Origin of the sequence: Polaribacter batillariae (genome assembly GCF_017498485.1) — a bacterium.
GTDB lineage: Bacteria > Bacteroidota > Bacteroidia > Flavobacteriales > Flavobacteriaceae > Polaribacter > Polaribacter batillariae.
The window spans coordinates 389119-413245 of the sequence record NZ_CP071795.1 but is presented as its reverse complement, the minus strand read 5'-3'; the positions used below and the strand labels follow the sequence as shown (position 1 = coordinate 413245).

The following is a 24127-nucleotide window of genomic DNA, read 5'->3' as shown; positions in this document are numbered from 1 at the left end:
GCATATGCGCGCACTTATTTTAAGTTTATTTCTAATAGTCAATTCTAATAGTATTTTTTCTCAAAATGCTAATCAGAATATTTTAGATGAAATCAAAGTAAAAGCAAAAGAAACACATTCTGACGCTGTTATTATAATAAAAGATGGTAAAACAATATATGAGGATTATTTCGAAAAAGAAAATAAACCAATTTATATTGCTTCAGCTGGAAAGTCTTTGGTTAATCTGGCCATAGGGAAACTTATAGACACCAAGCAATTAAATTCATTAGACCAACCCGTTTACACGTTGTTTCCAGAATGGAAGCAGGGAAAGAAAAAGGATGTCACCATTCGTATGCTCTTAAACCATACATCTGGTATTCAAAATTATCAAAATGCAGGTATCGAATTAGAACCAGCACCGAATTACAAAGTGAAAAATATTATTGATTTGGCACTTTCTGCCGAGCTTTCGAGTGTGCCAGGAGAAAAATTTGACTATAATAACAAAGCCGTTGCCTTATTAGGAGGTATCGTTGAAAAAGCATCAGGAAAACGTTTTGATTATTTTTTTGTAGATGAATTCTACAAACCAATGGGGATAGCAAACTATAATTGGGTACAGGATGATGATGGCAATCCAACAACACATGGTGCATTTTATATAAAAGCATCAGACCTTGTAAAGTTCGGGGAATTACTCTTAAATAAAGGAATTTACAATAACCAGCGGATAATTAGCGAATCATGGATTGAAGAATCGTTTAAAGCAGGCCAAAAATTCGACCCAAGATTTGGGTTGCTCTGGTGGCGAAAACCTGCTTTTGAAAAGCGAATAATTGATGATGAAATCTGGAAAACATGGAAAGACGCCAATATTGATAAGGCATTTTTGAAAAAAATGAAGCCTTTAAAAAATAAACTCTATGAAAACAAAAATGACTTATTTAGTGATTTAAAAATAATATTTGGGGATGATTGGAGCAACACTTTAAATGATAATCTAGGTAAAGACTTAAAGTCAAGTAAAAGAATTTATAGCAACGAAATTGTTGCTTATTATGCTGATGGATACAGAGGAAATTATTTAGTAATTATTCCCCAAAAAAATATTGTGGCAGTAAGATGTGCAGACCATGAAGGCTTCAATTATCAAACCGATTTTTTTAGGGATTTTGTCGAATTAATAATGCAACTATCTGAATCGCAATAGTTAGATTTAATAGGTTTAGTTTTTTTAGAAAGATAAAAAGTTGGGTTTTTGTCCAAATTACCATGTAACAAAAATGTTGTTAAATCGTCTTTTTAAAAATATACCACCTTATGGAAAAAGCTATAGATTATTTAAAAAGCAAAAAGCCATTCGTTCTATTATATTGGGTCACACGAATTCTAATGGCTTTAGGATTTATCTTGTCTGGTATTAGAAAATTACCAGGGATAAAATTTACGATTCTAGATGCATCAAATCCTGTTGGAGCCTATTTTCAAGCAATGTATGATACTGGTTTTTATTGGAACTTTATTGGCTACTTCCAAATACTAGTGGGTGTATTACTGCTTTTTAATCGATTTAAAATATTAGCTCCTGTCCTAATGATGCCAGTAACTATAAACATTTGGTTACTATCTATCGCTTTGAATATGCGTGGTACACCTATAATTACCAGTTTAATGGTTTTAGGTAATATTTTTTTAATGGTATGGCATTACAGGTATTATTTACCTCTTCTTAAAAAACCTAAACAGTTAAAAAGAGAAGAATCAAACAGCTATTAAAATCAAGGTCATTTTTCTCTTTTCAATCAGTTCGAATTTTAGGGGAAGTTTACATTGTATGAAATGACCAATGATAAGTTTATACAATTTTTAATGTCTAATCCGTAGCCGTTTTTAGTGAGTTTTAGATATCAAGCAATTAATGAGGCGCTACAAAATAATATCATAGTCATTGCAATGCTAAAATTATTTATTAAATTTTGCGCTAATGAAAATATTAGATTTATTAGATATCACACAGCTGACCTTAATTCTAAATTTAAGCGTTGCTTTAGTATTAAATTTAACCACTAGAAAAGCTCAGAATTATCTTATCGCTTACTTCGTAGCCATAGTGCTTTTCGTCCTTATTGCAGATGCATTCTACCCAGAAATAAAAAATTATGAAGGCATTGACTTTATAAAGCCTCTGTTTACGCATCTTTTATACGGCCCTCTTCTCTATTTATACATCTCGTGCGTATTTGAAGGTATATTGAAATGGAGAAAAGTGCTTCTACATACATTGCCCTTTATACTCATTGCTTTTATATATTTTGTAACGGTTAGGCCAAATCTTGGGCAAAACTTAATTCTCGGTAAAATAACATACGGAATCATCGGTAATTTGTCGATTATTATTTATTTTCTTTTAGGGCGAAGGTTAATAAAGCACGAGAAAGCCTCAGGTCGATTTAACATTAATGATCGATACATAAAATTTTATTATGGATTCAATTATTATCTTCTTCTTTCGGCACTCATATCTATTATTACAGACCTCAGCTTTGTTTCAATTAATTCTGTAAAGCTGGTCAGCGAGGCGATTGTCTCCGTTTACTATTCTTACTTTCTTTACCCTATATGGATTATTTTCTGTTTGAGCCTGTTGTTCTATTCAATTACTGAAGTGGTTTGGTTAAAACAATTCTTTGTAACAAATAACAGGTCTAAAAAAAGAGTAGATCCTACAAAAGAAATTCTTAAAAGGATCAACCATGATTTATTGAATAACAAGAGCTACCTCTCTTCAAGTCTTAAAATATTAGACTATGCAAAACATCTTGGTATTACTACTGATGATATAAAAGGATATTTGACACAACAAGGTTTTCATAGCTTCGTAGAACTCTTAAATTATTACAGGATCCAAGAATTTAAGAAGAGAATCGTTGATGAAAACTATAAAAACTATACACTTCAAGGAATTGCTCAGGACTGTGGCATAAATTCCAAGACCAGCTTATACAGGCTCTTTCATCGGTATGAAGGAACCACACCAAAAGAATACTTGGATATCCAGACCAAGAATCATTATACACATTAGTGAGGTTTCGAATAGATTTTCTATTTAAAAAGAATCAAACCTTTCATATACGACCTTTTTTCAAGTTCCAAATTTAAAATATGGGATATTTTAAGGTATTACTTATTTGTTCTAAGTAGGTAAAATACTTTCTTTTGAATGAGCAAATCACATATCACTTTATTGATTAACAAAAAGGAAGAATTAGATATGTAAGTAGCTGTAAAAAATGATAAAAATTTTAAAAAACAAATAACAAAATAAAACAACAATCATGAAAGAATACCTATTTATTATCAAAACAGAAGGAAGCGTTTGGACAGACCTGTCGCCAGAACAACTACAAAAGCACATGGAGCATGGTAGCGCCTATATTGGAAACCTGATGAAGCATGGGAAATTAAAAGGAGCAAGTCCTATTGAAAAATCAGGAAGTAGGATCGTTACAAAAAGTAATGGAACACTTAAAGATGGGCCTTTTAATGAAACTAAAGAAGTGGTTGCCGGATTTTTCCACATCACCGCCAAAGACATGGATGAAGCTATGGAAATTGCCAAATCCAATCCAATATTCAACGATATTCCCACAAAAATAGAAGTCCATCCATTGATGCCGATAGGAGGTAATTAATTCATTGGTTTTAAATTACCTAGTATAAAAAAGGGAAGCCTTGATATAAAGCTAGGCAACCATTTCTAAGTATGTTGCGTCTATATACGTAAAGGGATAAATTATAATAGGCCTTACTAGAAGACATTCGTAATTGATTGAATATGCATGGAAGTGGAAAATTGATTTTGAATTTAGAAAACACGATAATCTGTGGCTAAAAACTCATATAACTCATGCTTATGTTGAGAACGTATTTTTATAGCAAACAACCTCGGATCAAGCCTGCGAGACATTCGAAAAAGAAAAGACTTTAGCGTGTTTAGGCAAGCTGGAGCATTCAAATCTCTATTATCGAGTAAACACTAATCGTTAATTTAACTTGAATAGGAAAAACATGAAATCAAAAGGCACTACCAGTCATCATCTAGAAAAAATCGGAGCAATATCTGGTATTCTTTCAATAATATTTTACTTATCTGCTGCTGTTCTACCATTTTTGCCAGATTACATAAGTAGGTTACTAGCGTTCACTTTTCCCTTATTATGGACTGTCGCATTTATGGGGCTATATAGTTTCTTAAAAAAAGAGTCCCACACACCTACTCTTGAAATTGCTTATTTATTTGGAATAATTGGTGCTGCCATTGCATGTTCATTTATCGTGGTTCAACAAGCAAATTTTATATGGCATGATACTGCTATGGAAGCAACGAAATCTGAAGAAGCAAAATCATTGTTAAGAGCATCTTTCAAAGGTGCAAACAGGGTGCAATCGGGATTGGATGTTGCTTTTGATATTTTTATAACCATATCATGGTTTTTATTTGGAATCAATATTGCAAAAAGTCCCAATTTCAATAAGCTATTGGGATGGATCGGTTGCCTCATTTCAGCAGGACTTTTGATATTAAACATGTGGACTTTCCCTACACCGCCAGCCGATAATGGCTTAATAGACCTAGGGCCATTCTTAGGCCTATGGACTCTCATCGTCTTCGTATGGTTTACGCGAATCGTGTTTAAGGATAAGAGTATTATAGAAGAATAAAACTAAAATATGAACACAAAACAAATTGTACAGAATTACCTGGATATTTTTTTTGGAGAAAAATTTAATCCAGAAAAATTGACACCGTTATTAACCGAAGATTTTCACTTTCAAGGCCCTATGATGACAGCAAACTCATTAAAAGAATTCATAACTAATCTCAAAACTTTTGGCTCTGAAATAAAGATGGATTCAGAGATTTTTAGACTCGTAGCTGAGAAAAATACGGTAGTGGCGCATTATGATTTTTTGTTGCCAAATGGACGTAGAGTTCCTGCAAGTGAATGGTACGAAATTGAGGGTGAAAAAATATCAAAGATGTTTCTCTTCTGTGACTCTAAATTGTTTTTTGATAATGAATAACAAACAGCTTAAATCCAAAGGATAAGATTGCTAACAACTAAAGTTTTCAAAAGTGAAAAAATATACAAAAGAATTAAGCCTATCCATACCTAACACTTTAGGCTTTGTTGAAGAAGAATTGTATTGCGTGAAATTATATCACTATACCATAAACTAAAATAATTAAAATCGGTTGATTAATGAAAAACGAAAAAATCAATAAACTTTTAGTAATCCTAAACTTAGCATTGGTGTGCTCTATAGTTCTGTATCACTATTCATTAAAAAATCGAGAAAGGGATTTTTCTAATGATGTACTCAAAGTGCGCGGAATTGTTATAGTGGATTCATTAGGTGTTGAACGGGCAATTTTGGCCGCTCATTTACCTGAAGCGCAAAGAGATGGGGGCAGGATGTTTTCTTCTCGAAGCCAGACATCAGTTTCGGGGTTGATGCTATATGATAGTGAAGGGATGGAACGAGGAGGTTTTGTTACCGATGATGATTATGGCAATATTTTTATGACACTCGATCCCAAGGGTGATCAAACAGCTTTGTTTTTGGCAGAACCTCAGGGTGCTACGACTATGAGTATATGGTCAAGATCGGGAAATAAAGCATCCTTTACAGCATCGGAAAGCGAACTTGCTATTGATCTGGTTGAAAATGGTAAGAAATTTAAAATTAAAAACAATGATTAATATGAGGCAGTTTTTGGTAATCATTGTAACAGTAATTACAATTTATTCCTGTAATGAAAATTATAAAAATAGATCAAGACTAACTGGTATCAATACGTTGTCCTATACAGATGTCGAATACATCGGGATTAGAGACAGTGCAATAGTTTCTACATACTCTGGCAGAATAGGCAAGATTATAAACGGTATTGAAAAAGAAGAATTATTTGCACAAATCGATGATGAAATCTATTCATTGGCCTATTCAAAAGAGCGAAATGAAATAATGGCAAGTACAATGGACTCTGGGATTCTAGTACTTAATGCCACTAATGGAAAAATTATAAAGAAATTAAAAACTGGGGCATCATGGATAAATGATATTTCGATTTCATCCGATGGCAAGTATTTAATGGGCTTTAACGGACATCACGAAAATTTTGTTTGGGATGTTACAAAGAACTATAAACCTATTGATTATCCTAAAGATTTCCCTAATGCGGTAGTTAGGTTGGGAAAAGAAAATATCATCTATCATACAGGTGGTGGAAAATTGATTTTATGGTATCCAGAAACAGGTCAAGTAAAGGTAACAAAGAGTGAAAGGGGTAAACTTGTGGACGTTAACAGCAATGGTGATTTACTTTATTTAAACCACGATGAATTAATTATCTGTACCCTAAAGGACACCATACGAATAACTATAAAAAAGAAACATCCAGATTGGCCCTATTATCTAGCAAGTAGAGATTCTATCTTTAGAATACCATTACAAATGAAATTAACTACTGCTCAGATAACCAAGAATACCGTTTTTACTGGAGGTATTGATCGTTCTATACGGTATTGGGACGTGGCGACAGGACATTTAAAAGATGAATTATTAAAACATGGAGCCACCATAAGTAGTATTAAAATATCAAAAGATCTATCCCAAATGGTCTCTGTTGATTTAAAGGGTGGAATACATTATACAAATTTACAATAACATTAAAAATTTAATAATAGTTATGTGTCATTTTGAAAAACAAAACTGTAACATTTCCAAAATTTCATTGTCTTTACTTAAAAAAATTATTAGATGAAATGCATATTGAAATTCACTCTGTTGCTATTAGGATTAAATCTATCCGCTCAAACAACTGACCTAAATACGGATTTATTTAAAAGTAAAATATCAGAACTAGCTATACAAGAGTTAGAGAACTCAAGAGCACCATCATTACAAATAGCAATAAGCTTAGAAGATAGTCTAATATTTAATGAAGCCTTTGGATTGGCTGATATAGAGAATAATGTTCCTGCAACCAATAAAACGAAATACAGAACTGCTTCAGTTTCAAAATTATGGACATCTACAGTTGCAATGATGTTAGTGGATAAAGGATTATTAAACTTGGATGAACCCATACGAAATTATTGCCCTAATTTTCCTAAAAAAGAACACGTCATTACGACTAGACAACTACTTACGCACACGAGCGGAATACGTTCCTACATGGATTTAGAAGAAGAATTAAAAAACGCTGAAAATAGTCAAGATAGTCTTGATATTAAAAATCGATATAGACAAGAAATGCTAGGTGAATTCACCAGATATACCGAAATAATAAAAGCGCTTGATAATTTCAAGAATGACCCTCTTATTTTCGAACCTGGGACCGATTGGCACTACTCTTCTCAAGCATATAGGGTACTAGGCTGTGTACTTGAAGGAGCTTCTAATTTGACCTATCAACAACTTACTAAACAATATATTTTTGAACCAACTTCAATGAATAACACTTTGGAAGATGATGCTTGGGCGATCATCCCTAATCGTGCTTCTGGTTACAGAATAAATGGAGAAAAACCTATTCGTAGAGCAGATATGCGTGATGTAAGTGAAAACCTGCCGGCTGGAGGACATTTGACAACAGCATCTGATTTGATTCTATTTGCTAATTCATTTCTAAATGAAGAGTATTTTTCATCTGGTAAAATCAAGCTAATGTCCGAGAATTATATAAAAAGCGTAGAAAGCAATAACAAGAAAATACCTTTATGGCGTTATGCAATTCCTAACAAAGAGAATTATGGCTATGGAATAATGATTTTTCCTTCAGAAGATACAAAAAGGTTTGGGCATACTGGCAGACAGGCAGGTGGTTCAGCGATTCTAATTATGATTCCTGAAAAAAAATTATCAATCGCAGTCTTAACGAATGTAAAAGGATGGAATGGTTATATAAGCTTCCCAAAAAAAATTGAAGAAGTTATATCCCAAATGTAAATACATAATAAAAGAACACACAACAATGACTAAAACAATAGGTATATGTGCGCATAGTTACGAAGGCGGTGCTTTAAGTTTTTTAGCTGCTTGTAGACAGGGAGCAAAACTGATGGGGCAACACATGCATCCAAATATCATATTAAGTGCTATACCCATGGGTTTAAGTATGAAAGGGTGGGAATCCGGTAATCATGATGAAGTCGCTAAACATTTAAAAGCCGGAATCCATCAAATTTCGAAAAGTGGCGCTGATTTTTTTATCTGTCCAGATAATACGGCACATATTGTTTTGGAAAATATTATTGAGGAGGTTCCCATTCCCGGGTTGCACATAGCCAATGTTGTGTGCGAAGAAATAAAGAAAAATAATTGGAAAAAGGTTGGGCTTCTAGGTACTAAATGGACGATGGATGGAAAGGTTTACCCAAATATACTTAATGCCAATAATCTTTCGGTTTTAACACCAATTGAAGCTGTTAAAAAGAAAATTAACGATGCCATTTTTGATGAACTGTGCCAAGGTGTTTTTAAAAGAGAAACAACAGAGTTATTTATAAAAGCAATTAATGGTTTAAAACAGGATGGTGCAGAATGCGTTGTACTTGGCTGTACAGAAATACCATTGATAATTAATTCTAACAATTCACCTCTGCCTATTTTGGATTCAACCAGATTGCTCTCAAAATATGCTGTGAAACTGGCTCTTTTAAATAAAGAAATACCCATTAAGGGTTGGATAAATGCAACGAATAAGGAACTATTTTGATAGAACTGCCAATTAAATTCATAAGCTTAAAATCGTTAGGTGCCTTTCTATTTTCAACTTTGAAACCCTTGCTTGCAGAAAGAAAATAAAAAGAACCTAATAATGCCTCTAGAAGTCGTAAAATATACCTTTGAGAATCAACAGGTATTGGCGATGAATGAGATTTGCTCAAGTTAAAAAGGTAATGTGTGTTCCAGGTTAATTGATTCAATCGTTTTATCGACAGCGCATGCTAAAGACGTAAGACATTTAGCTTTGGAAGAATTTAGGAATTAAAAAACACATATTAGAAGATCATGAAACTCACACTGAAAATTCTACTTGCGATAATACTATTTTTTCTATTCGTATTAGTGCTCTTCTCCTGTAATGTAATATGGAAGTCCCCAGACCATTATAAGGTAAGTAATGCCAAAGTGATTACCGTCCCGATAATGGATATGAAATCTTACAACCAAATTGTGAACGAGCACAGAAGGCCTTATTGTTACTCAATAAATTCTGCAACTGGAGGAAGCGTGTACGTGGTAGGGGTAGAACATGTTCGTGATGTCAATAATCCGCAATTAGACACTATAAAGCAGATATGGAATTTGGCCAAGCCTACTGTCGCCCTTGTAGAAGGACGACTGGGCTTTTTGTTTACATGGTTTCAAAATCCTATAAAAAATATGGTGAGAGTGGTTTGGTATCTAAACTTGCTAAATCAGAAGGTGTTGATCTTTATACCTGGGAGCCCACAAGAAATGATCAAATCGAAATGCTTTTAAAGAAATATTCTGCTGAAGAATTGGCACTCTTTTTTTCATTTAGACCTTATTTTAGCAACCTTAGATATGGAAAGCCAAGTAATCCAAATGAAAAGTTGCAAGAATACTTAGAAAGCAGAACAGACTACAATCACGTCAGAAATGTATATAGCTCATGGCAGGAACTAGATAGTATTTGGAAACGAGATTTCCCTGATATCGAATGGCGGGATTATTCTGATGAATATGGTTGGCCAGAGGGTTACTTGTCTCAAATAGCAAATGCTTCTAACTTATCGAGAGATTATCATTTAGTCCATATTATTAGTGAATTAGTCAATAACGGCGAAACAGTGTTTGTTACTGTTGGAGTTAGCCATGCACCGCGTATAGAAAACACTTTAAAAGAAATCATTAAATAATTTTGGGTAATCACATAGATTTTGTGCTTCAAAACTCTGTAAATAATATTCAATTCTGCTTTTTCTAATATGAGAAAAATTTTAAATTTAATCCTAGCCCTTATAATAATTTCTTGCCAAGCGCAGGATAATCGCTCGATTAAACAGCTAGACAGTCATCGTATCGATAGCCAAGAGCTTTCTGATGAAATACAAAAAATAGTAAATAAAGCTCAAGTCTCAGGATTGGGTTTGTCCATACTTCAAAAACAGGACGATTATACGAAATCATTTGGGTTCAAAAATCAGGAAACATCCCAGATACTTGATAATAATACAGTTTTTAGGGGCGCTTCGTTGAGCAAAGCCGTATTTGCTTATATAGTGGTACAATTGGTTATAGAAAAAACGATTGATTTAGATAAACCACTACAGCACTATTTAGAATTTCCTTTACCAGAACTCAAAAATGATGAAAAAAGGCAATCCTATGCTAAATTGAAAGAAGACGAACGCTATAAGCAAATCACAGCAAGAATGTGTCTGAACCATACTACTGGGTTTCCAAACTGGCGATGGATGACCAAAGAAAATGATTTTTTACCCGAAGGAAACATTCGTTTTCTCATAGACCCTGGCAGTCGCTATTATTATTCGGGGGAAGGCATTCAACTACTGCAGTTTGTCGTTGAGCACCTAGCGAATAAGCCATTGGAGGAAATGGCTCAGGAATACGTTTTTAAGCCATTAAAAATGCAATCATCAAGTTATGTGTGGCAAGAGCGTTTTTCAGAAAATCTCGCCATAGGGCACGATAAAGAGGGAAAGCCACTTGATTTTCATAAAAGAACACAAGCCAATGCAGCGGGTTCATTATATACAACAGTAAATGATTATTCGAAATTTTTACGGCATTTATTGAACTTATCAAGTAAGAAATCACCAATAACTGAATTATTGTTTGAACCATCAGTAAGAATAACGTCAAAAACTCAATTTGGTTATCAAGCTTGGGAAGATACTAACCAAAATGATGCGGTAGAGCTAAGCTATGGATTGGGTTTTGGAATTTTAAATACGCCCTATGGAAAAGCGGTATTTAAAGAAGGCCACGACAACGGATTTCAACATTACTTTATTCTATTTCCTGCTGAACAGAAGGGGGTTTTGCTAATGTCCAACAGCGATAATGCAGAAAGCACTTTTAAGAAACTTTTGGAATTGACTATTGGCGATACCTATACACCTTGGCGTTGGCAACGATACACACCTTATGACCAATAAATATGAGTAAAAAATGATAAAGAAAATTGAAAAAACATATTTGATACAGGTTATACTGTTTTTAGTATTAACTACTGTACCGAAACTAAATGCGCAAAGTGCAACTGAAATCTTGGACAATTGTATAGAACAATTTGGTGGATTAGAGCAGTTGCAAGAGATAAAGTTTATTTCAAAGCACCACAATGAACACAAACATTGGCTAGAGCAGTCTGAATTTCATAATGGTCCATTTATTACGTCGTACGAAGATGTAACCGAAACCTATAGCCTCACAGAAGATAAACTGTTTCAAGAATCATCAATTAAGCAGTTTCAATTTAAAGAGCCTGTTATACTAAATAAACTTTGATATTACTGTAATATTTTGTATCTTGTTTTTATGCCAAAACAGATAAATATTACAGTAAAAGAGAGTGAAGAAGAATTGAGTTCACTATTAAGAAAAGCAAAATCGGAACGTGAACGAGGTCGTTTGAAAGTTCTTATTTTAGTAAAGCAAGGTAAGGTAGTTTACCAAAGTCAGTTAGCTTATAAATTGGGTTTTACAGAAAAGACAATTAGAGAATGGTTAAAAACCTATAATAGCTACGGTCTTTCAGAATTAATTACCATAAAAGTAGGCGGTAATAACACTCGTGTTATTTCTGAGAGGGTTATTGATTTTATAGCTACCCAATTAACCAATCCACAAACAACAGTTACCTCTTATGTGGAGCTTCAAGGTCTTATAGAGGCTACTTTTAGTGAGACGATTGATTATGGGACGCTTTATGCACATTGTAGGCGTAAACATAAATCTAGACTAAAAGTATCAAGGAAGTCTCATTACAAAAAAGACCCAAGAGCCGAAGCGGTTTTTAAAAAACCTTAAAAAATCATTTGAATTATTTAGACTTAAACTCAATAACAATAAGCATACTTCTGTAAATCTATATTTTCAGGATGAGAGTAGGTTTGGATTAATTACCAAACAGAAAAAAGTTATCACTGCTAAAGGTATAAAGCCTATAGGTAAATACAAGCACAGTTATCAAAGTAAATGGTTGTGGGGAAGCTTTTCACCTATAACAGGTGAGCATTTCTGTATGATAACTGATACTGTATGTAAAGACTTTTTTGTACAGTATCTTAACGACTTGAGTACTTACAATCCATCAGAACTCAAAATTATTATAATCGATAATGCAGCTTTCCATTCTACTAAAGATGTAAAACTACCTGATAATATTATCTTATTGCCAATCCCACCATACTGCCCAGAACTAAACCCTGCTGAAAAAATATGGCAATATCTAAAAAGCAAAATCGCTATGAAAATCTATGACACTTTAGATATACTTGAATCAAAAATTGAACAACTTGTTAATGATATGAGTCAGAATACGATTAAGTCCATAACTGGTTATGAAATTTATCTAAAACCCTTTTACAGTAGTTTCAATGTTTAAATGGTATTAGCAGTTCAATAGTAATTAATGCATCCAAAGGCGATATGGTTTATGGAACGCAAAAGTACCCATTGCCCAAAAGCTATAAGGATGAAATTTTAAGTTTAGTGAGTTATGACCCTATTGCAATTTTATTGAAAGCAAAAGCATCGAATGACTTAAAAAAAGAAAAAAATAATAGTTCTATTCAAGGCGAAACTTACTACAACTTATCGTTCACAAAAAATAATGTAAACATTAGAATTTCAATCAATTCGAAAACTGGGTTACTTTTTCAGGCAGAAATAGAAACCTATTTACCTTATGAGAATTTCTTTTCGCCATTTGGAAACTTCACGACGACTGTTAAGTATTCATTATATCACTATCATCAAAAAGGAATTCGATATCCATACCAATGGGATATTTACAGGTTGGGTAATAAATGGCGCTCAATAACCTGCGATTCAGTTTCATTCCTCAAGACAGTTGATAATGAAATTTTTAAAGCAGAAAAAGATATTCAGCAAAGGCCACCAGTAATACAGCAAAAAGGAAATTTTGAGTACCTAAAGAACGAATTTGATAATGTCTATACCTTATTGGGGCCCTGGTTTGTGCAACTGGTGATTAATCAAAATGATATTCTCATAATTGAAGCACCTATTAGTTCTTCGTACAGCTATAGTATCGTTGATTATTTAAAAGAGACATACCCAGATAAAACGATCAAAGGGGTTGTGATAGCTTCTGATGCTTATCCTCATATCGGTGGTGTTAGGGAATATGTTGCCAATGGAATTCCCATCGTTACCCATCCGAACAATAAGTCATTACTAGAGAAAATTATAAACGCAACTTACACTTCTCATCCAGATAAATTGAGCAAAAATCCAAAAGCACCAATTTACAATTTTGTTACTGACAAAATGAATTTCGGCAAAAACGTTACCATTTATCCAATAAATGGAAGTGCGGGAAGCAAGATGCTAATGGTACATTCAAAAAAAGACAATTGGTTGTACACAGCAGACTTAATTCAGAAAACGCAAGAAGGTTTTTTTATGCCCCAATATCTGACGGAAGTTAAAGATGCCGTGAATAAAAACAAGCTTGAAGTTTCAAGGGTTTTTGGGATGCATTTGCAGCCTGTATTTTGGAGTGAGGTTCAAGAATATTTAAAAAATATAAAAAACTAGGAATATTTTAAATTATTGAAAACAAAAGAACTCAGGCTAAGATATTTCAACTGTTGGCAAAGGCATACCAACTCTCATACTACAACGTAAAACCTAATACGTTTTTTTGAGATAAACAAATGACTCATGCTATTGGAGGGCTGCCAAATTTAAAAAGCCTACTACAATTGGATAAAAGAGTAAATGCATGTAATACTAATATAAAAAACACTCATGATGAAACTAATAATTATTTTGTTTCTGCCATTGGTTGTAATGACATTCCAATTTTCATTGGGACAAGTAGGAATAGTTGATCAAGAGGCCAAAAGTAAGCCTGAAATTGCAATTATTGGTAATTACCACATGGGCAATCAAGGGAATAACGTCTTTAAAGACAGCTATGATGATATTTTATCTCACGAAAGAGAACGCGAATTAAAAGTTCTTATCAATAACCTAAAAGAATTTAAGCCTACAAAGATCATGGTTGAAGTTGATGTCAAGCACGATTCTCTAATTCAAAGTAGATATATAAAGTATTTAAATGGGGAATTTGAGCTTAAAAGAAACGAAGTCTATGAAATAGGTTTTCGATTAGCTAAAATTATGGATCATAAAAGAACACAAGCCAATGCAGCGGGTTCATTATATACAACAGTAAATGATTATTCGAAATTTTTACGGCATTTATTGAACTTATCAAGTAAGAAATCACCAATAACTGAATTATTGTTTGAACCATCAGTAAGAATAACGTCAAAAACTCAATTTGGTTATCAAGCTTGGGAAGATACTAACCAAAATGATGCGGTAGAGCTAAGCTATGGGTTGGGTTTTGGAATTTTAAATACGCCCTATGGAAAAGCGGTATTTAAAGAAGGCCACGACAACGGATTTCAACATTACTTTATTCTATTTCCTGCTGAACAGAAAGGGGTTTTGCTAATGTCCAACAGCGATAATGCAGAAAGCACTTTTAAGAAACTTTTGGAATTGACTATTGGCGATACCTATACACCTTGGCGTTGGCAACGATACACACCTTATGACCATAGAAGCTAGGCTTTTTATTTGAAACTTACAAGAATTAGCAAGCTGTTTGATTACACATCAAACTATTTCATAAGAAAAAATTAATTTTTAATTGACAATACTATGATAGAGCAGATAACAATTACCGTGATCATTTTGATCAGTTCATTATTAATTATGTTACCCTTTAAAAAACGTACTAATATATTCAATAAGAATAGCTTATTGGCAGGATCTTACCATCTAAGCTATGTTATATTAATATTCATCCCTATAAGTTTTAGTTTTTTATCAATCCCAAATACAGAAATGAATTGGGCAGGAAAAATATTGGCACTATTATTTTCAATAGTGTTTTATTTTTTGGTGAAAAACTATCTCAAGGACAATGATTTTATCTTATCGCTTCCAATAAAAAAATCAAGAAGAAAAGTAATCATCGTTGGTCTGGTAACCGTAATATTTATGGCTGTATTAACTATGGCATTTTCTCGAAGCAAGCCGTTGAACACAGAGATTTTGTTTTATCAAATGACAATGCCTGGAATTGACGAGGAATTATGGAGGGGAATTCTTCTTGGGCTTTTAATACCAATCATAAAAAACAGTAAATTCAAGTTAGGGCATCCTGCCATTTGGGCAACCACTTTGATTTTTGCGTTAGGACATTCTCTTTTTCTTCAAAATTGGGAATTACAATTCGCGATAGATGCATTTATTATTACAGGTATATTAGGGTATATACTAGGTTGGATGACTTATTACAGTAAAAGTATTTTACCCGCAATTATATTTCACAACCTCATTAATTTTTCTACAAATTTTATTGAAATGTTTTTTTTATAAGTTAATAAAAAACACATTGATTCTAATTGGAAATTTGAAGGTTTCCCAACACAATATGGCAAATTTTATCACTAAATGTATGAAAATCCTGCAATTTTTAGAAGTTATTTCTTTTCTAAAAGTTGATTTTCTTTCAATAATTTCTTTTGATACCTTCCTTGAACAACATCTACAACCACTAAAATGGCAATTACAAAATAGAAAGTAGTTTTGCTCATTGGCACAATTTCATTTCCAAACAATTTTAAATGTGCCAAATGCCCACCTTCTGTAATTAACATTATTCCTACAATAAAAAGTATAAATAAACCTAAAACTTCATACATTCTATTTTTCGATAAGAAAACCGAAATTTTATCTGCCATAAATAACATTAATAACCCGCTAATTACAATGGCAATAGCCATAATTATAAATGCTGTGGTAGCATTTTCAATAGCACTTGTTAAACCAATTGCAGCTAGAATCGAGTCGAAAGAAAAAACTAAATTCATTAAAACAATACTAAATATAACAGCTTTAGACGATTTCGTTCTCTTTTCTGTAACCATTTCAGAAACTTCGAGACCTTTGGTAGAAATCATGTGCCAAATTTCTTTAATAGCTGTATAAATAATAAATGCACCCCCTAATAAAACAATTATACTATGTCCGTTAAAAGCAAAACTTACAACATCTTCTATTTTTCCTGTTAAAAAAGAAAAAGGTTCTTGAAAATAATCGATAATAGAAACCAATAAAAATAACAATACAATTCTTAATATAATTGCGATTAAAATTCCGTTTTTTCGAACTTTCTTTTGATCGGGTTGAGGTGCTTTTTTAGATTCTAAAGAAATGTATAATAAATTATCGAAGCCTAATACAGCTTGTAACATAACTAACATTAAAAGAGTAAAGATGTTTTCTAACATTTTTTTGTTTTTTTGTTGATGGTTTCAAAGATATTTTTAATGAATTAGATGTGCAAATAGAAATCTCTTTTAATTCCCTTTATAGATAATACTTTTAGAATAGGACGTTTCAGTCTTAGTTTTCGGTCACAAAACTTAGCAACGCTTTACGAAAAAACGGAGCATACAAAACGCAACCATCTGTATAATTCGCAAAACCTGTGTCTAAAAAAAATAATCTAAAGTAAATACTTCATTAAAATACGAATGCTCACAAAAGCAATTAATATAGCTGTTGCTTTTTTCAATTGAATAGGGGTAAAGTAAGTATTACTAAGTCTGTTGCCAATTTGCCCACCAATAAAAACGGTAATTAATAATGCGGAAGTTAGGTTCCAATCGATATAGAAATCTGGATTCGAATATTGACCCAATAAACCCGAAATTGAGTTTACCAAAATAAAGAAACTCGCAGTTGCCGCTATTTTCTTAGGAGTATTCCAATTTGTTAAATGTAAAAGAGGTGCCAGAAAAATACCACCACCAATACCTACCATTCCAGAGACAAAACCAATAATTCCTCCAAAACTAGCATTTTTAGCTAAATTTTGTTTTTTAATGTGTTCTTTAGAGGAAACAATCCGTTTCGAAATCCACATGCTTATTGCCGCAAAAAGAAGTGTAATTCCTAAAAGAATAAAAAAAAATTGCTGACTAATCTTTAAAAAACCACCTACATAAGCCAAGGGAATGCTTGTTAAAACTAATGGAGCTATTTTTTTAACCTCAATTTTTTTATGTTGATAATACAAAAATACGTTTCCAGAAACCACTACAATATTGCATAAAAGTGCAGTTGCTCTAATTTGTGTAAATGCAACTCCGGTTAATGCAAGAATCGCTAAATAACTAGACCCACCACCAAAACCTACAGAAGCATATAAAATTGCGACTGCAAAAAAAAGCAGAATAATATACCAATTTGCTAAAATAGTTTCTAAAATCATTTGTAGATTTACTCCTTTTACAAAGATATTATTCTTCTAAAGATCAATTGCATATAAACAACAATAATTGTATTTGGTCTGTAACTAAACGTAATCAGTAGAAAAAATGATAAAAAGAGTAATATATTTTATAAATTTAACAACTTTAAAAAAAACTTAGAATTGACCATTTTACCTTCGAAAAAAGAAAAATAATTTTATATTTTTAAAATCTCTAAAAAAAAAGTAACCAAATTATGAGCAATTACCACATTAAACACTTAGAAGAATACTACCAAGTTTATAGAAAATCGATACGTGAACCCGAAAATTTTTGGGAAGAAGTGGCAGAAGAGCATTTTTTATGGCGAAAAAAATGGGATAAAGTTTTAGATTGGGATTTCTCAAAACCAGAAATTAAGTGGTTCGAAGGCGCTAAACTAAACATTACAGAAAACTGTATCGATAGGCACTTGGCAACTCGCGGAGATAAAACAGCTATTTTATTTGAACCCAATGACCCAAAAGAACCTTCAGAACACATTACTTATAGGCAATTGCATCAAAGAGTAAATCAGTTTGCAAACGTTTTAAAAGAAAACGGCGTTAAAAAAGGAGATAGAGTTTGTATTTACGTTCCTATGATTCCAGAATTGGCAATTTCTGTATTAGCTTGCGCAAGAATTGGAGCAATTCATTCTGTAGTTTTTGCAGGATTTTCTTCCACAGCATTGGCAACTAGAATAAACGATTCTGGCTGTAAAATGGTCATTACTGCAGATGGTTCTTACAGAGGAAAAAAAACCATCGATTTAAAAGGAATTGTAGATGAAGCTTTAGAAAGTTGTGCTGTTGTAGAAACTGTTTTGGTAGCAAAAAGAATCCATTCTGAGATAAAAATGAAAGCAGGTCGCGACAAATGGTTGCAACCACTTTTAGACGAAGCTTCTGCAGAGTGCAAAGCAGAAGTAATGGATGCAGAAGACCCATTATTTATTCTATACACTTCTGGTTCTACAGGAAAACCAAAAGGAATGGTGCATACCACAGCAGGTTATATGGTTTATACAGCTTATACTTTTAAAAATGCATTTCAGTACAAAGAAAACGATGTGTATTGGTGTACTGCAGATATTGGTTGGATTACAGGCCACTCTTACATTGTTTATGGACCATTAGCAAACGGAGCTACCACAGTATTATTTGAAGGGGTACCTAGTTACCCAGATTTTGGACGTTTTTGGGAAATCGTAGAAAAACATAAAGTAAACCAATTTTATACAGCGCCAACAGCCATTAGAGCATTGGCAAAACAAGGCACAGAATTAATAGATAAATACGATTTATCTTCCTTAAAAGTGTTAGGTTCTGTTGGAGAACCTATTAATGAAGAAGCTTGGCATTGGTATAATGATAATGTTGGGAAGAAGAAAAGTCCGATTATAGATACTTGGTGGCAAACCGAAACGGGTGGTATTATGATAACGCCAATTCCGTATGTAACCCCTACAAAACCAACCTACGCAAGTTTACCATTTATAGGAATTCAGCCAGCTTTAATGGATGAAAATGGAGATGAATTAAAAGGAAATCAAGTAGAAGGAAGGCTGTGCATTAAATTTCCATGGCCAAGTATTGCAAGAACCATTTGGGGAAATCACGAGCGATATAAAGAAACTTATTTTTCGGCTTTTGCAAATAATTATTTTACAGGAGATGGTGCATTAAGAGACGAAGTAGGATATTATAGAATTACAGGTAGAGTAGATGATGTAATTATTGTTTCGGGGCATAATTTAGGAACGGCACCAATAGAAGATGCGATTAACGAACATCCAGCAGTAGCAGAATCTGCCATCGTTGGTTTTCCACACGATGTAAAAGGAAGTGCTTTGTATGGGTATGTAATCTTAAAAGATGCAGGCGAGAGTAGAAACCACGATAATTTACGAAAAGAAATCAATCAAATAATTACAGAACATATTGGACCAATTGCGAAGTTAGATAAAATTCAATTTTCAGAAGGTTTGCCAAAGACACGTTCAGGAAAAATAATGCGACGAATTTTACGTAAAATAGCTTCGAATGAAATAGAAAACTTAGGCGATACAAGTACATTGTTAAATCCAGAAGTGGTTCAGAATATTATAGATAACCGATTGTAGCAACAATAGTTTTATTAAACAGTTTTATAAATTAATAACTTTTAAAGTTGCTTGAGGCTGTCGCAAAAGTAAATTTAACTGTTATTTTAAGCATTACTAAAATTAAAATATATTTTTAATTGAAAGTAGCTAACGAAGTTATCGAAAAATATAAAATACTGAAATTCAATAAATAAGATTTCTCCATTACCCTCGAAATGACAAAATTATAATCGAAACGACAAAATTTAATACTTTCGAGACAGCTTTTTTTTTATATTGATAAACAATCTATGGATGCCCGTTTAAATATAAATCAACATATTTAAACGGACATTTTAGTGGATAAATTTTAAAATTTATAACGTTTTCTATCTCCACAAACTTTATACATCATTTTTTATTTTTTGACTAATTTCTTATAAAATAAGTTTTTGTACCTCAAAAAAACACCAAAAAACAGCCAAATACCATCAGTAAAAACAAAAAAGAAAGAAAAAAAAGTGGGTATTTGTACTTTTGAATTTTGTTTCTAGAATTAAAAAAATGTAATTTCGCTACACCAATTAAATCAATAACAACTAAAAAATTAAACATGAGAAAACTACCCTACATTTTTGTCTTTTTTATCTTTTGGGGATGTGATAAAAATCAAACAGACAAACATTCTTTTAATGAGAATTTACTTACCCCAGAAGTTATAGACCATAACGTTCCTCTAGAAACAGAACCTTATGCCGATGAAGAAATCTTAAAAAATCTTGCCCCTATTAGAGCACGATTTAACAATTTAGCCATCACTAAAGAAAGTGATTTTATTAACGATAGAATGACTTCTTTTGGAAAGCAAATGCCCAAAACCATTTACGAGCCTGTAAAAAACAAAGCCTTTTTAATGGCAGGTTGGCAGCTAACTTCTACTTTAATTGTCGTTGGAAACGATGGCTTAATTGTAGTGGACCCAGGAGAAAGCGATGAAGCTTCAGAAAGAATACTAAACGATTTTAGAAAAGAAACCAATATTCAACTACCTGTTAAAGCTGTTGTTTATTCTCATAGACATCCAGACCATTCTTTTGGTTCTGAAGGAATGGGGGTAACACAAAAACAAGTTAACAATGGAAATGTTAAAGTTTTTGCACATCATCAATTTATGGAATATTTGGCAAACGATGCTAGTGTTGTAGGCTCTATATTAACAGAACGTACAGCTTATGGTGGTGCAACGTATTTGGGACAAAATGAAAAAGGTTTGGTTCATGCTGGTTTAGGGCCAACATTTGCTGGCGGAAAAATCTCATTCTATCGCCCAACAGAAATCGTAAAAGGCAAATTAGAAACCGAAGTTGCAGGCGTAAAAATGGTTTTATTTGAAGCTTATGGAGATGCAGAAGACGAAATTGATGTTTATTTTCCCGATTTAAAGCACGTACATGGTTCAGAAACGATTCAGGGCGAATCTTTTCCGAATCTTTACACCTTAAGAGGTACCAAATATAGAGATTTGGTAAAATGGTACAAAGGAGTTGATAACTTACTAGAATATGCCAAAAAGAGCAATAGTTATAGTCACTCTCACATGCGATCGTGGGTTGGTAATAAATTTATAGTAGAACGCATTCAAAACTATAGAGATGCCATTCAATTTACACACGACCAATCGATTTACTACATGAACCAAGGAGCCACTCCAGAAGAATTAGTAACATTGGTAAAACTACCCGAAAATCTAAAAAAAGACCCTTGGTTGCAAGAATTTTATGGAAGTGTAGAACACGTAGTAAGAAATGTTTACAATGGTTATTTAGGATGGTATTCAGGTGATGCAACAGCATTAGCAACACCGTCTTTTAAAAGAAAAGCCGAGCTTTATACTTCTGCTATGGGCGGGCGTGATAATGTACTTAAAATTGCCAATAAAGCAATAGAAGCAAAAGATTATGGATGGGCTATGGAAATTACCACTCATTTAATTCGTTCTAATCCTGAAGATGCTGAAGCAAGAAAAGTAAAAGCAAAAGCAATGGAATCTTGGGGGTATGAGCAAGCGAATATTTATTATAGAAACTTTGCACTCTCTGGAGCAAAAGAGTTGGATGGTTCACTGGATAAATCTGGAGCGTTTGATTTTGCAAACCCTGTAATAATTCAACAATTTGGAATTGGTACCATTCTAGAAAATTTAAGAGTAAAAATTAATGCATCTAAAGCCGTAGATGCGAATTTTAAAATTGGATTTAATATTACAGACCGTAAAGAAAAATACGGATTTCATGTAAGAAACGGAATTGCTGCTTTTTATGAAAAAATTCCAGAAGATGCCAATTTGGTCTTAAACATTCCTAGTAGCGTAGTTTACGATTTCGTTTTAGGTAAAGGAAGGGTAAAAGATGCTATTAATAAAGGACAAGGTACTGCCAAAGGCGATCTTAACCAACTAGATGTTTTTGCTAGCTTTTTTGATTTTAATAAAACGAACATTAATTTATCTTCTAGATAATGGTATAAAAACGCTTTTCAATAAAAAAAAATGAGTTAAAACCACTCTTTTCTTTATAAATACAATACAAAAGAGGGAGGCTGTCACAAAAGTAAATTTAACTGTTATTTTTAAGCATTACTAAAATCAAAATATATTTTGATTGAAAGTAGCTAACGAAGTTATCGAAAAATATAAAGTATTGAAATTCAGTAAATAAGATTTCTCCATTACAGTCGAAATGACAAGTATTCAGTAAATAAGATTTCTCCATTACCGTAGAAACGACAAATGTTAATACTTTCGAGACAGCTTCTTTTTTTCTTTATAATCAAATAGAAAGGAAAAAAGGGTTTTATTGTGGTAATTTTAAATGATATAGTTAGCAAAAAATAAAAAAATTAAATATTTACATTTATTTTCTTCACAAACTCAATAGCTGTATAAGGTTTAGAAATTACATCTACAAAACCAATTTTTTTATACCTTTTTACATCTTCTTTGGTGGTATTTGCTGTTAAAGACAAAAAAGGAATTTCTCTGTTTGATGTATGAAAGTTCTTTTTTTGTTGTACCAATTGTTCGCCAGTAATGTTGGGCATGTGAATGTCTAACAAAACCAAATCAAAAGAAGTTGTTTTTAAAACATTTAGGGCTTCTAAGCCATCTTTTACTTGCGTTAGTAGTACTTTTTCTTTTTTAAGAATATGTGCAACAATCAATTGGTTAAGAGCATCGTCGTCTGCAACTAAAATTCTTTTTCCTTCTAATTTTTTTTCTGTCGAAATCTCAGCAGTTTTTAGTTCTTTTACTGCTGAATTTTTTAGTTTTAAAAAAGGAATTTCGGTAATAAATACGGTTCCTATATCCAATTTACTTTCTACAGAAATTTTACCATTCATGGCATTTAAAAGATGCTTTACAATAGACAAACCCAATCCTGCTCCGCCAAAAACCCTGTTGTCGCTTTTTTTATTTTGTTGATATTCATCAAAAATTTTGGAAGCTTGTTGCTTCGTCATTCCTCTTCCAGAATCTGAAACCAAAAAAGCGATTTTTATGGTATTTTTATTTTCTGAAACTTTTTTTACGTCTATAGATATTTTTCCTTTTTGAGTAAATTTTATTGCATTCGACAATAAATTCGATAATATTTGATTGATTCTTACATAGTCTCCTAAAACAGCATCTGGAATGTCGTTTTCTGCATTAAAAAATAATTCTACTGCTTCATTTTTATTTTGATACGAATAATTCTGAACACAATTTTTAGCAATTTCTTTAATGTTTATAGGTTTATTTATTAATTCTAATTTACCCGCTTCAATTCTAGATAAGTCTAAAATGTCGTTTACAATTACTTTTAAATTATTTCCAGAAATCGATAGTAACTTAGAATATTGCCTTACTTTTTCGTTAATTTCTTCTTCGGAAATCATTTCAGAATACCCTAAAATAACATTTAATGGATTTCGAATTTCGTGGCTCATCATTGCTAAAAAACGAGATTTTTCTTCGTTTGCTTTGTCTGCAATTTTTCGCAATCTTTTTAATTCTTCATTTTTTTCTGCGAGTTCTCTTTTGATAAAGAAAATATCGTTTCTGTTTTGGTTTAATTGACTTACAATTTTATAAACATTGGTTCGATTGTGAATAAGTACCGAAATTTCATCAGAAGACTTAAACAAATCGATATCTACATTGTATTCTTTTGAGCTGGAAACAATTATCATTCCTTCTAGAGTGACAGGTTGTAGGGGTTCTAAGGCATCTAAAGTTCCTTCTAAAAAAGAACAAGTTGTGTAAATAGAATCGTGAATTTGAAAAGTAGATTTTGCGAATTTACCTGCAACAATGTTTGTAATCACTCCAATAAAATTGGTTGTTAATTGTAAAAAAACATCTTCTATTTTTGCAGGAATCAAAACATTA

23 protein-coding genes are annotated in these 24127 nt (G+C 32.5%); 20 read left to right on the top strand and 3 right to left on the bottom strand.

Annotated features, from left to right (window positions below; translation table 11 throughout):
• The first annotated feature begins 4 nt into the window (after window positions 1-4).
• From JL193_RS01905 to JL193_RS01820, 18 genes are all read left to right on the top strand, one after another.
• Window positions 5-1195 (top strand): serine hydrolase domain-containing protein, encoded by a 1191-nt coding sequence (locus JL193_RS01905; protein ID WP_207972226.1) that lies wholly within the window; start codon window positions 5-7, stop codon window positions 1193-1195.
• Window positions 1196-1305: 110 nt separating this feature from the next.
• Window positions 1306-1761, top strand: coding sequence for a DoxX family membrane protein (locus JL193_RS01900; RefSeq protein ID WP_207972225.1), 456 nt, complete (start codon window positions 1306-1308; stop codon window positions 1759-1761).
• 208 nt (window positions 1762-1969) lie between these two features.
• Entirely contained in the window at window positions 1970-3067 is a 1098-nt protein-coding gene (locus JL193_RS01895) for a helix-turn-helix transcriptional regulator (protein ID WP_207972224.1), read from the top strand.
• Between the two features lie 253 nt (window positions 3068-3320).
• Entirely contained in the window at window positions 3321-3677 is a 357-nt protein-coding gene (locus JL193_RS01890) for a YciI family protein (RefSeq protein ID WP_207972223.1), read from the top strand.
• 376 nt (window positions 3678-4053) lie between these two features.
• Complete coding sequence (locus JL193_RS01885; protein WP_207972222.1) at window positions 4054-4707, top strand: DUF4386 family protein; 654 nt, start codon at window positions 4054-4056, stop codon at window positions 4705-4707.
• Window positions 4708-4716: 9 nt separating this feature from the next.
• Window positions 4717-5070, top strand: coding sequence for a nuclear transport factor 2 family protein (locus JL193_RS01880; protein WP_207972221.1), 354 nt, complete (start codon window positions 4717-4719; stop codon window positions 5068-5070).
• Window positions 5071-5249: 179 nt separating this feature from the next.
• Window positions 5250-5750 (top strand): hypothetical protein, encoded by a 501-nt coding sequence (locus JL193_RS01875; protein WP_207972220.1) that lies wholly within the window; start codon window positions 5250-5252, stop codon window positions 5748-5750.
• Window positions 5716-6717: a WD40 repeat domain-containing protein gene (locus tag JL193_RS01870; RefSeq protein ID WP_207972219.1), complete on the top strand. Its 1002-nt coding sequence runs from the start codon at window positions 5716-5718 to the stop codon at window positions 6715-6717. Before JL193_RS01875 ends, JL193_RS01870 begins: the two co-directional genes overlap by 35 nt.
• 93 nt (window positions 6718-6810) lie before the next feature.
• Window positions 6811-8001 (top strand): serine hydrolase domain-containing protein, encoded by a 1191-nt coding sequence (locus tag JL193_RS01865; RefSeq protein WP_207972218.1) that lies wholly within the window; start codon window positions 6811-6813, stop codon window positions 7999-8001.
• A 25-nt stretch (window positions 8002-8026) separates the two neighbouring features.
• Window positions 8027-8770, top strand: a complete 744-nt coding sequence (locus JL193_RS01860) for an aspartate/glutamate racemase family protein (RefSeq protein WP_207972217.1) — start codon at window positions 8027-8029, stop codon at window positions 8768-8770.
• A 586-nt stretch (window positions 8771-9356) separates the two neighbouring features.
• Window positions 9357-9941 carry a hypothetical protein gene (locus JL193_RS01855; RefSeq protein ID WP_207972216.1) on the top strand — a complete coding sequence of 195 codons (585 nt, stop codon included), beginning with the start codon at window positions 9357-9359 and terminating at the stop codon, window positions 9939-9941.
• A 69-nt stretch (window positions 9942-10010) separates the two neighbouring features.
• Window positions 10011-11204, top strand: coding sequence for a serine hydrolase domain-containing protein (locus tag JL193_RS01850; RefSeq protein WP_207972215.1), 1194 nt, complete (start codon window positions 10011-10013; stop codon window positions 11202-11204).
• Between the two features lie 13 nt (window positions 11205-11217).
• A complete protein-coding gene (locus tag JL193_RS01845; RefSeq protein WP_207972214.1) occupies window positions 11218-11556 on the top strand; it encodes a hypothetical protein in 339 nt (112 codons plus the stop codon).
• A gap of 30 nt (window positions 11557-11586) precedes the next feature.
• Window positions 11587-12078, top strand: a complete 492-nt coding sequence (locus JL193_RS01840; RefSeq protein WP_207971783.1) for a helix-turn-helix domain-containing protein — start codon at window positions 11587-11589, stop codon at window positions 12076-12078.
• Complete coding sequence (locus tag JL193_RS01835; protein WP_243456877.1) at window positions 12032-12655, top strand: IS630 family transposase; 624 nt, start codon at window positions 12032-12034, stop codon at window positions 12653-12655. Before JL193_RS01840 ends, JL193_RS01835 begins: the two co-directional genes overlap by 47 nt.
• Before the next feature lie 44 nt (window positions 12656-12699).
• Window positions 12700-13833: a hypothetical protein gene (locus JL193_RS01830; protein WP_207972213.1), complete on the top strand. Its 1134-nt coding sequence runs from the start codon at window positions 12700-12702 to the stop codon at window positions 13831-13833.
• Window positions 13834-14046: 213 nt separating this feature from the next.
• Window positions 14047-14877: a DUF5694 domain-containing protein gene (locus JL193_RS01825; protein ID WP_207972212.1), complete on the top strand. Its 831-nt coding sequence runs from the start codon at window positions 14047-14049 to the stop codon at window positions 14875-14877.
• Between the two features lie 93 nt (window positions 14878-14970).
• Window positions 14971-15693, top strand: a complete 723-nt coding sequence (locus JL193_RS01820; RefSeq protein ID WP_207972211.1) for a CPBP family intramembrane glutamic endopeptidase — start codon at window positions 14971-14973, stop codon at window positions 15691-15693.
• Between the two features lie 104 nt (window positions 15694-15797).
• On the opposite strand, the gene JL193_RS01815 is transcribed toward JL193_RS01820, so the two are convergent.
• Entirely contained in the window at window positions 15798-16607 is an 810-nt protein-coding gene (locus JL193_RS01815) for a TerC family protein (protein WP_207972210.1), read from the bottom strand.
• 218 nt (window positions 16608-16825) lie between these two features.
• Window positions 16826-17593, bottom strand: coding sequence for a sulfite exporter TauE/SafE family protein (locus JL193_RS01810; RefSeq protein ID WP_207972209.1), 768 nt, complete (start codon window positions 17591-17593; stop codon window positions 16826-16828).
• Between the two features lie 236 nt (window positions 17594-17829).
• Between JL193_RS01810 and acs the strand changes: the two genes are divergently transcribed.
• Both acs and JL193_RS01800 read left to right on the top strand, forming a co-directional pair.
• Window positions 17830-19737, top strand: coding sequence for an acetate--CoA ligase (gene acs / locus JL193_RS01805; RefSeq protein ID WP_207972208.1), 1908 nt, complete (start codon window positions 17830-17832; stop codon window positions 19735-19737).
• Between the two features lie 574 nt (window positions 19738-20311).
• Window positions 20312-22216: an alkyl sulfatase dimerization domain-containing protein gene (locus JL193_RS01800; RefSeq protein ID WP_207972207.1), complete on the top strand. Its 1905-nt coding sequence runs from the start codon at window positions 20312-20314 to the stop codon at window positions 22214-22216.
• 380 nt (window positions 22217-22596) lie between these two features.
• Here JL193_RS01800 and JL193_RS01795 read toward each other — a convergent pair whose 3' ends face one another.
• Window positions 22597-24120, bottom strand: a complete 1524-nt coding sequence (locus JL193_RS01795; protein ID WP_207972206.1) for an ATP-binding response regulator — start codon at window positions 24118-24120, stop codon at window positions 22597-22599.
• Window positions 24121-24127: the final 7 nt, after the last annotated feature.